We start from the raw sequence: 11,605 nt of genomic DNA, 5'->3' as shown, positions 1-11,605 counted from the left end.
ATGTTACAACTTACAGCATACTTATAGTAAGGTGTTGATTATGAAAGAGGCAAAGAAGAGTCCAGTAGTTATATTAAAGGCCACAGCTAAAGAATTCAATTTTAGTAAATTAAGAGCAAATCAAGATAATAAATTAGCGAATTCCGGTGAAACAATGTTCTTAGATTTTCAAAGAATGAATTTTATTATTAACGAAAAAGAAATAGATAAAAATTTTATCATTGCATTTAAGGAAGGAGCTAAAGATTATAAAAATGAGATTTTTAACCGTGATAATTTTGATAATCTCTCTGAAGAAGGTAAAGCTTTTATGGAACTAGTGCTTAAGGAGCTTGATCAAGATAGACTATCTGAAGTTTGGGAAAATCATTGTAATAGCCCTACAATTGCTGATGAGAAAAAAATTGATGAATATAGAAAGGAATTTGAGAGATTTTATAACGCAGGGAGAAGCTCTTATCATCTATTCTCCAAAAAAGATTACCGTGCATTAGCAAAGGAAATTTTCAAGGAAATGTTCAGGTACGCTGGGACAGAAGTTCCAAGTAATGCTATTTTAGAAGAGTTAGTCACCAATTGTAATCAAGCAGGGTATGGGGCTGGTATATTTAATGAATCTCATGCCGCACTCAGTAGTTGTAATTTAACTCCACACAGTCCTAAAAAAGCGCTAAACATTTACTGCGCCGACCACAACCGCATAAAAGTGACGTCTGATATGGCAATGCCTATAACCACGATTGACAATCCGGAAGAGAAAATGTGTGACCTATCCAGCTCATTAGAATTCACAATTGAATCTCAAGATGGTAAAAATAGTATAACATATAAAGAAGGTAAATTATCACTTACTATTCCTGAAGAATTGAAAGACTATAAAGACAATGACAAGACCTTGTTTGACATGATTAAAGAATGTTTTCAGAAATTCTGTGCAAAATTAGGATTTAAACCTGAGACAAAAATACAAATAGAGCATAGCTTAGGTACTCAAATCAAAATAAACAACTATTTAGATGGTACAATATCTACTACAGGATCGGATGCAAATGAAGAGTTTATCAATCTTTTAAGCGAAAATCTCAGAGATAGGTTGTCGAGATCAGGCTCTGCTCTAGAAGATATTAATGATTTTGTTGCAATCAAGGTGTCTACCGCTATGGATCTATTGAGTGATTATGCTAAATTGGAAGATAATAAAGAAAACAGAGAGTTATTAATAAGTGAAGTAGCAGATAATTTAGGGCTTTCCTTTCAAGGTAAAATAGCGTCAGAAGTATTGGTGGAATTAAACTCTTTACCTTCTTTGATAAAAGGTCAGGTTAATCATAATCAAGTGCAGTCTGTTGTAAATATTTTTAGCAATTTAATTATCGAAGGAAAAAGCGAAATATACGAAAAAAAAGGTGCGATTAATTCAATTGATGCAGTTCATCAGAAGATAGATAAGGCAATTGTTGAGCAAGAAGAAAAAGCAACTAACAAACAAGATATAGAAAATGATAAATGGACAGATAGAATAAAAAAACAGAGATTATCTGTGGAATCACATGAACACTTACATTAAAGACACTGGTATGCTCTTTAAATATCTTAGAGTTTAATCTATTTTTTTTATTCAATCTACTTAATCAAAAATATTAACTTTGGAGCCAGAAACTACAACCTATTATAAGCTATGATTTCAATTAAAAAGGGATAAGACATCAAATGGTTGAATTACATTCCTGATTCCTGGGTTATTCACTAAACAGTTAGAAATTAAGGAAGCTAGAACCTGCATAAAACCGAGACTTTTTGACCTACATTCCTAAAAGCATCCCTAGTAACTACATACTTAAAGTTAGCTAATATGGCTGATTTTACCATTCCTAAAACTCTTATATATTATATATATAATAACAATAGTAATAAATAAAATAAATATATAAACTACAAATAAATAAAACTTATCAAAAAGAAGGAAGATCAAAAAGACCACCGAAAAACATTATTTAGATTTAATGAAAAAAATACAATTTAGAGACAATTGCGGTTAGTACGATTTTAAAGGGATTTTACGACTTCAGGGTACCCCAATTTATCACTTAGACCTAAGTTGCTCGTGTAGGATAGCTTAAAACTCAATTACGAGGCATTTCTTTTGCTTTAAACTTTAATCTTTGTAAAAGATAACCCTTGCCTAGCTTATCACGTTTTTTATTCGTTGTAAAATATCTTTTCAAAATAATAAACCAGATGAACGGCAAAGAACAGAAGCGACTGTGAAATGGAAAGCTTTGTTTTCCTTTTCTACCTTACTATAAACTACTGATTGAAGGTACAAAAATAAAAAGAAACAAATACAGTATTTTAAAGCATTTTATGAGTTTAGGTTTTTGTTTCTATCTTAATACTAAAGAGCCTCTATAATAGCGCTAAAAATGCGAATAGAAGGCATACAAATTCTATATGAATGTAACCCTTAATACAGATGAAGATAAGAGTTTAAGCTAGAGTTTTAACCTCATGCTGCATAACTGTACACTGATTCAGGGAAAGCTGAGCATAAACTTTTGCAAGTAATTTAGCATCAATGAGTGCTCCGTGTGAGGTTCTATCATTCAGCGATATATCGAAGCGCTCGCATAATTTATCTAAAGATGCGGATGAACCTGGAAACTTTTTTCTCGCAAGTGGTAATGTGTCTAACACTCTGTCTGAAGAGATTAATTCGGCATTCAATTTACCAAGTTCCATATTAAGGAATTCTACATCGAACTTAGCATTGTGAATTACCAAAATATCATTAGATATGAATTTAAGGAATTCAGGTGCAATCTCTGAAAATAATGGTTTATCTTTTAAGAATTCTTCACTGATGCCGTGAACCTTAAATGCCCCTTTGTCTATATGCCGTTCTGGATTGATGTACCAGTGGGATACTTTGCCTGTTGGAATACGGTTCCACACACCCTATTTCAATAATACGGTGACCAGACTTGACACTAAGACCAGTAGTTTCAGTATCAAGCACTATTTCACGTAGCCCATCTTGTTTGACACTTAACTTGCTGCCGGTAGCTTGTATCGTTTTTTTTCTTCTGGCTACTTGTGTAGCACCTTCACCGCTCTCTACTCCAGAGCATTTAGGTACTTCGGTATTTTGTCTTGTCGCGTTCTTAAGGATAACTCCTTTATCATCTAAAAATTTTTTACCATTGCCTTCTACATAAAGTGAAGTAAGATTTGTGAAACGTTTGCTGCCAATTAAAAATGCAAAACCTCTGTCGCCAATATTATTATTACTTATTTCAAGCGAAGTGAGATTTGTTAAATTGCCTAAACCTATATATCCTGCACCTTCAAAACCAAGTTTATTATTCCTTAGAGTAAGCAAAGTAAGATGTGTAAGTTTAGCTAACTCTTTTATATCTTTACTATCAATCTCTACATTTATTAAACTAACCTCGTTAATGCTTTTTTTATTCTGTAGAAAGTTTGCTAGCTCTCTTACATCAATTTTAGCACTTATATCTGATATTGTTAAAACTTTATCATGTACATATTCGCTAAAGCTCACCTTACCCCCCATTAACATACTATGTGAATATTGTAGCTGATATTTTAGTAAATGTCAATTCTAGACTGGCTTTTTTACTACAGATGTTTGAATTTATAGATTATTGACATTTGTGCTCTTTTTTACTTTCAATCGATAATTAGCGTTAGCAGCACTCAAAGAAAGTATAAAAGGATTGAGACGATAACCATGTTCCTTGCAAGAATATCCTGGCCAGCCAATGTTTTCAATAACGTCGTTACAATCTGTACTAAGCTCTTTGGATAAAATTTCTTTTATTGCTTTAATCATTCTATTTAGTGGCCTTCTAATCTTATACTCTAAATTGTGAATTTCTGAATTAAAACAAAACTCTCTCCCTAGTTGGGTTAATATTAATGAGGAAAAAGTTCTCAAACATTGAAGCAGTGTATTTTGAAGAAGTGAGAAGACATCTAGGAACTGATGCAGCACATTGCTACGGCGGTTTTCTGGCTGTTCTCTCTGCTTGGTGTGAAGAACATCATGTGCCATACAAAGGTGTTAATGTTAAAACTATAAAACGCTTTATAGCAGGCAAAGGGAATGCAAGTAAGAGTGAAGTTATTGAAGCGATACGTGAAAAAAGTTTTTCACCTAGAGATGATAATGAGGGGGATGCTTTGGCTTTGATGTTCTACGTTAGTAAAGATTCTAACACACTAAAAATACCATAAAAGTGGGTCCTTTCGGCCATAATGGCGGGTTTGGTGGGTCAGACCTCAGGCCTTTTCTAGTGTTAGACATATTTTGAATATTAACTTTTAATTATTAAGAATTTAAATTATATGAATTTAACAATCCACTACTATCCTACTCGAAATCTAGTCGAATATGAGCGTAATCCACGTAAAAATGATGACGTAGTAAATAGAATGTGTGCTTCAATCAGGGAATTCGGCTTTCGTATACCAATAGTTGCAAAAAGCGATGGAACTGTAGTTGATGGTCATTTAAGACTTAAAGCAGCAAGAAAACTTGGTATGGAAAGTATTCCAGTGGTCTTAAGTGATAATTTAAATGAACCACAAACTAAAGCTTTTCGATTACTCGCAAATCAATCAGCTAATTGGGCAAAGTGGGATGATGAGCTTTTGAAGGTGGAAATTCAAGAGTTAGAAGATCTGCAGTTTGATCTTAAAATGACTGGATTTGAGCTAGAAAAAGTTCAACATTTCCTTGATGACTTAGATGGTGAAAAAGAAGATTTTTCTGACTTGGTTGGTGATGAAAAAAGGGTAGAAATAACAAAATCAGGTGATTTATGGATTTTAGGTGATCATCGAATCTATTGTGGTGATAGCTCTGTAGTTGAATGTGACCTTACCCAGAAAAAGTAGACAGAAAGTTAAAACGTTTTTTCAAAGAGGTGTGGTATGACAAAAAGAAAAGAATATACAGCAGAATTCAAAATTGAAGCTATAAGACTAGTAAAAGAAACAGGTCAATCATCAGCAAAAATAGCAAGAGATTTGGGTATTAGCGGTAAGCAGATGGGTAAAAACATACAATGATAGAATGTCTGGAGTAGATGCGTTTCCAGAAAAGGGGAAAGTAGCTCATTGTGACAAAGAAAAGTTTGATTTAAAGAAAGAGCTGGCAAGAGTAACGAGGGAAAGAGACATTTTAAAAAAAGCCCTGGGATATTTTGCAAACCAAAAAGAGTAAAATATTCTTTTATAAAAGAACATGAAAACTGCTATAAAATACGGGAATTATGCAGATTTTTGAACGTATCTGCTTGTGGTTATTATAAATGGATTACTAAGGAAAAAAACAACAAAAAATCAATAAGAGAAGAGCTCATACAAGATATTCAGAAGGTATATCGATCATCACAATGCAGATACGGAGCTCCTAAAATTCACGCTGAATTAAAGGCTTTAGGTAAAAATTATAACATCAAAACAGTGCAAAATGTTATGCAGAAAAATGGCATTCAAGCTAAGCTTAGACGAAAGTTTAAAAGTAAAAAACCACAAATAGACAATAGAGTTATAACTCCTAACATATTAAATCAGAATTTCATTGCTGATCAACCTAACAAGATATGGGTAACTGATATTACGTACATAAAAACTAATGAAGGATGGTTATATTTGGCAGCAATAATAGATTTATATTCACGCATGGTGATTGGCTGGTAAATGAGTAATGCAGTAAATAGGCAATTAGTTATAGATGCGTTATTCATGGCTATTGGTAGGCGCAAATCTGCTAAAAATCTACTATTTCATAGCGATCAAGGATCGCAATACACCTCTAAAAATTATCAATTTTTACTAAGTACAAAAAATATTACTTCTAGTATGAGTCACAAAGGTTGTTGTTATGATAATGCTGTTTCAGAGAGCTTTTTTTAGTTCACTTAAGAGAGAGTTACTCATTGATACTTCACAACACTCTGCACAACAAGCTAAAACCGCAATATTTGAATATATAGAAATTTTTTATAATAAACAGCGTAGACATTCTACTATTAACTATTGCATTCCTGAGCTTTTTGATTCATCATTCTCATAGCAAAAACGTCTTAACTTTCTGTCTACTTTTTCTGGGTAAGGTCAGAGTTTTACAGCAGCGTTACCATCAAGAGCTCTGAATTGCAAATTAAACTTAGGGATTGGGAAGAGTATTATAATAAACACCGCCCTCATAGCGCTCTTCAAGGAAAAACTCCTTGGGAAAAATATAAGGAACTGGAAAATACGATTCCTTGCTTAAGTGAAAAACTATATCTTATCAAAAGAGTCGTTTGTCATGCAAAATTATAAACACAATCAGAAACTACAATCACTTCAAAAATCCAAATCTCTTAACAAGCCAACTAGTTCAGACTCAATCTGACAAGTCAATTGTAATAACCTCTATGAATCACACACATAAAGTTTGCATTTTTTGGCAATTTAAACTTAAGCTAAGCAACACTAACCTTGCTAGCGAATTTTCTCTATCTTCTGTTGTACAATAGGAAATAAAGATATATTTTCTAATGAAGAACTTACACGGTATATGGAATCTACTTCCTTAAGCCTTTTAAAATATCCCTGCTTAATAGCGTCGTAGACAGAAGAACCACCAAGCAAGCAGTTATCACCTAACTCTTCTTTTTTATAATTTTTAAACTTTTCCAATATTTCCTCCTTGTTACTCACTTCTACTATAATTTTTTCTTCATCTTGCACATCAGAATACAATCTAGCATCTACTTCTCCCAAATAAGTATCAAAAGTCAGTACTATATTACCTATAAGGTCAGTATAATTTCTTACCCCACCTTCCGTTAAAATTTCTATCTCGCTTTCACCGATTGCTATCACGTCTCTTCGAAATTCTGTGCTTTCATCTGTTCCATTTGTGATTTTTGCAACCTCGATTTTGCTACTCTTTGAGTATTTCCAGTAAAAAGTTAGGTTATCCATTTTTGCTTCTTTTACCTTACCAGTAGTTGCGTTTTTTGCAGCTTCCAAGAGCCTTAGAGAATAATGTATATAGCTTTTACGTGCTTCTTTCAGATTAGCTTTGTGGTCTTTAAACTTCTCTAGTTTATCAATTACAATTATACTACTTAGAGTTTCAAGTACTGCACCTCTTTTTACCAAATTACATACTATGCGACTAGCAACTTCTATGTCCCTTTTAACTTGAAAAATCTTTAATTCACTAATTCTTTTTATTACATAATCTGTAAAATTATACTTATTCTCATAAGTATTTTCATATATATTTCCCTCACAAGTAAGATTGAACCTTACCCCAGATTCTATAGCTTCATTCACAACCTGTTCTAGCTGATTTATGTCTTGAACTTCATCTAATTCACGCAAATATTTATCTGGATTTTGCCCATCTAGCAGAAAATCCTCCCCCCATAGATTTGCACTTTTGCACAAATACTTTTTTCCATTATAGTCAGTTTGTGTTTTTTTACGAAAAGTTCCATAAATAATGTCATCAGTTAAAAAGTACTCTTTAATATTAAGGTTGGGATTATTAACTGCAAATTCTATTGGGGTTTTACCTTTTTTATCCTTTATATCAAGATTAGCTCCTTTCCTTAGAAGCAATTTGATAATTGTATCACAATGACCAAAACGAGTAGCATAATGCAAAGGCGTTCTTCCTATTTCATCCTGTGCATTAGGATCAGCACCTGAATTCAATAGTAAATCCAGGAATTCTTCTGAACTACTACATTCTATACTTGATAGAATATGCAGTATTGTCAGTTTAAATTCCCCTCTTTTAAGGTTGAGGATGGTTTTTAGATCTTGATTACTTTTATGATCTAGTAAAAATTTTTTAATTTTTTCAACATCGTTCTTATAATCCTTATAGATAACATGTGGAAAATCTTTAAAAATGCTTAAAAATTTTTTATTCAACTCTTTCTGGCTTTCTGTTAAGTTGGACATATCAGCAAGCCAAGTAGATATCACCTTACTAAATGCGCTTCTTTCAACAACATCAGTTAAAGAGCAGTCATTGCGAAGTAGCAATGAGTATTTAATCAATTCATATTCATCCTCCTCTTGTTGCTGTGTTTTTTCTGCTTTCTTAGAGTGCTTAAAATCATTTTTTATTAATTCAACCAAGAGCTTTAATGTGTAAAAACTCTTATGTCCCAATAAAGGATCTGCTTTGTTTTCAAGTAGAATTCTTGCTACTTCTGAATAGCCATTTCTAATAGCCCAGCATAACGGAGTACGCCCGTATTCATCCGCTATGTTAACATTAGCTTCCTTCTTTTCTATGAGTTTTTTTACTATTTCCGTTTTGCAGTTTTCAGCAGAAACAGCATGATGTAATACAGTACCCCCAGCGCAACCTACTGAATCAACATTAGCCCCCTTGTTTAACAGGAGTTCTACTATTTCTTCATGTCCATTGCGAGTAGCATAATGCAAAGGAGTCAAAGGAGTATGTCCATCTTGACCTGCTGCATCAACATTAGCCCCCTTGTCTAACAGGAGTTCTACTATCTCTTTATGTTCACTGTGAGTAGCACAATGCAAAGGAGTATGCCCATCTTGATCTTTTGCATCAACATTAATCCCTTTTTTTATTAAAAGCTCTGCTATATTTACAAGATCATTTCTAGCAGCTATATGTAACAATGTACTTTGATCATCGAATGTATAATTTATGTTAAATAAACTATCTTCCCACTCTTCATATGTGTCTAAGTCTTTTTTTTCTAACTTCTCTTTTATTTTTTCAATTATATTGTTTTCATTTAAATCACTATTAGCATTTACTGTCCTTAATATTTTTAACAACTGTTCATTTTCCATAGTTCTACCTCAAACTATTTGTTTTTGTACTATAGCTAAAAAAAATTATTGATCCATAATAAAATAACTAATGCCAGAGTAAGTGGTTTGCTGCTAACATATTTAAAAATATTATGAACTTAATAAGAGAAAAAAATACCCCTGTAATGGAGCAATATTTGAACCTGAAAGCTCAATACAAGGATCATCTATTGTTTTATAGACTGGGCGATTTTTATGAATTGTTTTTCGATGATGCTATTAAAGCTGCGAAATTGCTGAATATAGTTCTAACCAAGAGGGGCAATTCAAATGGACAAGAAATACCAATGTGTGGAGTGCCAGCACACAGTAGCGAATCTTACCTACACAAGCTAATAGATTTAGGATTCAAAGTAGCAATCTGTGACCAATTAGAAACTGCTGATGAAGCAAAAAAGAGGGGCTATAAATCCATAGTAAAACGTGATGTAGTGCGAATTGTCACTCCAGGCACAATTATCGAAGATTCACTACTGGAGGATAAAAGCAATAATTATCTCGCATCCATAGTTGAACAAAATGACGAATATGCTATTAGTTGGCTTGAATTATCGACGGGAAAATTTTTTCACACTTTAACGAGTTTGAAGGCTCTAGATAGTGATTTATTGCGTATATCACCAAGAGAATTATTAATTTCTGAAAAATTCATTGAGGACGAAAAAATTAGATCGATTTTAAAAAATTATAAAATATCAATTACACAACACGCACAGAGTTTTTTTGAGTATAGTAAATCTCACAGAACGTTATGCGAGTTTTATAAAATCAGGGAACTTGGGAGTATAGGAAATTTCAGCAAAGTAGAAATCATGGCGTGTGGTGCACTGCTTGAATATGTCAGAGTAACACAAAGGGGCTCCATTCCAAGGCTTGAATTCCCAAAAACCTATAAGCAACAAAATTTCATGCTTATTGATGCTTCAGCAAGGAGAAACCTTGAGTTGTTTTCAACTCAATTTGGTGAAAAGAAAGGTTCACTAATTTCAGTTATTGATCACACAGTAACAGCCTCTGGTGGACGCCTGCTCAAACAAATGCTCGCTTCACCCCTTGCTTGCTCTAAGGCAATTAATTTGAGGCTCAGCACCGCTCAATTTTTTGTAAATAATCATGAGCCACGCAGAAAAATACGAGAGATATTATCTAACATTCCAGATATTGAGAGGTCTTTATCGCGCTTAATACTAGAGCGTGGTTCACCAAAGGATATGAACCTATTAAAAATAGGCCTAGGAAAAACTTTAGAGTTATCTGAGTTTCTGTCTACCTTGCATAATTATTGTTTAAGTGAAAAACCAGCAATTAACTCTCAGATATCATTCCAGTGCTTAACCAGAGAAAAGGAACCAGTGTTTACTACTCAGGTGATAAGTAGTGAAGAGAGTGAACTAAGCACAATACATAAAAGTCTTGGTAATCATAAAGATCTATTCGAGCTTCTAAACAGCGCTATACTTGATAACAACCTCAGTTCCGTAAAAGAAGGAGGATTTATCAATCCAAAATACAACTCAGAATTATCTGAGTTATCTTATATATTGAACAACAGTAACAAGTTGGTAACTAAGCTCCGTGAGTCTTATCGTGACCTAACTGGCATTGCTGCACTCAAAATATTACACAACAATATACTTGGTTATTACATTGAAGTGTCAGCAAATCACAAAATAACTTCGGACATATTTATTCATAGGCAAAGCTTAGCAAATAGCATGCGCTACACTACTAATGAATTGAAAGAACTAGAAAATAAAATTCTTATGGCACGTGATGCTGTAATCGGCTTAGAAGTGAAAATTTTTAATGAACTGTGTAGTGAGGTCGCTAAAGAATCTGAAAAAATTGCTCTTGCTGCAAATGCTTTGGCAAAACTTGATATTAGAACCGCATTTGCAGATCTTGCAGTGCAAAATAATTACGTAAAACCCATTATTGATGACAGCAAAGAGTTCAATATCTGTAGCGGAAGACATCCAGTGGTTGAAGTTAAAGATAAATTCATTGCAAATAGCATCAATTTAGCTGGTATACATCTAATTACTGGTCCTAATATGGCTGGAAAAAGCACTTTCTTGAGGCAAAACGCTCTCATTGCAATTTTAGCTCACATGGGGTCATTTGTGCCAGCAGAAAGTGCGCATATAGGAGTGATTGACAAGATATTTAGCAGAGTTGGTGCAACAGATAATATAACAGCTGGTTATTCTACCTTCATGGTAGAGATGATCGAAACAGCAACGATAGTAAATCAGGCAACTGATCATTCTTTGGTGATACTTGATGAAATTGGTAGGGGCACAGGGGTATATGATGGATTATCTATTGCACAGGCGGTAATTGAACACATTCACAACATAAATAAGTGCCGCGCCATTTTTGCAACTCATTATCATGAATTGACTAAAGTAAGCAAATACTTGAAAAACGTGAAATGTTTTTGTGTAAAAATAAGAGAGTGGAACGGAGAGGTTATCTTTCTGCATGAAGTAATTGAAGGCATTGCAGATGAGTCATATGGAATACATGTAGCAAAACTTGCTGGTTTTCCTGATTCTGTTTTAAATAGAGCAAGAGAAGTATTTGAGGAGCTAAAGGCTTGAGGAGAGTAACATTATATTACTCCACAATTATGGAGTTGGGAGTGTTAAATAAACCATACGCGTCAAGTTAAGGAACTGTGGTAATAAACTTAGTGTAAGGAAGAGAA

General features: G+C 33.5%; 5 protein-coding genes and 5 pseudogenes. 6 read left to right on the top strand and 4 right to left on the bottom strand.

What is annotated here, in order from left to right:
• Positions 1-40: 40 nt before the first annotated feature.
• Positions 41-1,567, top strand: a complete 1,527-nt coding sequence (locus tag BWZ41_RS04795; protein WP_143689575.1) for a hypothetical protein — start codon at positions 41-43, stop codon at positions 1,565-1,567.
• A gap of 923 nt (positions 1,568-2,490) precedes the next feature.
• Here the strand turns inward: BWZ41_RS04795 and dnaQ are convergent.
• The 3 genes and pseudogenes from dnaQ to BWZ41_RS04785 all read right to left on the bottom strand — a co-directional run.
• A pseudogene (dnaQ, locus tag BWZ41_RS08050) lies at positions 2,491-3,070 on the bottom strand (DNA polymerase III subunit epsilon); the annotation flags it as partial.
• A 216-nt stretch (positions 3,071-3,286) separates the two neighbouring features.
• A pseudogene (locus tag BWZ41_RS08045) lies at positions 3,287-3,574 on the bottom strand (DNA polymerase III subunit epsilon); the annotation flags it as partial.
• Positions 3,575-3,655: 81 nt separating this feature from the next.
• Positions 3,656-3,853: a hypothetical protein gene (locus BWZ41_RS04785; RefSeq protein ID WP_143689574.1), complete on the bottom strand. Its 198-nt coding sequence runs from the start codon at positions 3,851-3,853 to the stop codon at positions 3,656-3,658.
• Positions 3,854-3,957: 104 nt separating this feature from the next.
• Between BWZ41_RS04785 and BWZ41_RS04780 the strand changes: the two are divergent.
• The 4 genes and pseudogenes from BWZ41_RS04780 to BWZ41_RS08030 form a co-directional block, all read left to right on the top strand.
• Positions 3,958-4,257 (top strand): annotated as a pseudogene (locus BWZ41_RS04780) (Holliday junction resolvase); the annotation flags it as partial.
• 111 nt (positions 4,258-4,368) lie between these two features.
• Positions 4,369-4,896: pseudogene (locus tag BWZ41_RS04775) on the top strand (ParB N-terminal domain-containing protein); the annotation flags it as partial.
• A gap of 60 nt (positions 4,897-4,956) precedes the next feature.
• Positions 4,957-6,103: pseudogene (locus BWZ41_RS08720) on the top strand (IS3 family transposase).
• A gap of 80 nt (positions 6,104-6,183) precedes the next feature.
• The gene (locus tag BWZ41_RS08030) at positions 6,184-6,354 is read left to right on the top strand and encodes a transposase (RefSeq protein WP_241653884.1); all 171 of its coding nucleotides are present in this window, start codon (positions 6,184-6,186) and stop codon (positions 6,352-6,354) included.
• 162 nt (positions 6,355-6,516) lie between these two features.
• Here BWZ41_RS08030 and BWZ41_RS04745 read toward each other — a convergent pair whose 3' ends face one another.
• Entirely contained in the window at positions 6,517-8,874 is a 2,358-nt protein-coding gene (locus BWZ41_RS04745; protein WP_143689572.1) for an ankyrin repeat domain-containing protein, read from the bottom strand.
• A gap of 113 nt (positions 8,875-8,987) precedes the next feature.
• On the opposite strand from BWZ41_RS04745, the gene mutS reads away from it, so the two are divergent.
• The gene (gene mutS, locus BWZ41_RS04740; RefSeq protein WP_143689571.1) at positions 8,988-11,498 is read left to right on the top strand and encodes a DNA mismatch repair protein MutS; all 2,511 of its coding nucleotides are present in this window, start codon (positions 8,988-8,990) and stop codon (positions 11,496-11,498) included.
• The last annotated feature ends 107 nt before the right edge of the window (positions 11,499-11,605 follow it).

Source organism: Wolbachia endosymbiont of Nilaparvata lugens, assembly GCF_007115045.1.
Taxonomy (GTDB): domain Bacteria; phylum Pseudomonadota; class Alphaproteobacteria; order Rickettsiales; family Anaplasmataceae; genus Wolbachia.
Note: the sequence above shows the minus strand (reverse complement) of the source record. Positions and strands in the feature narration are given on the sequence as shown.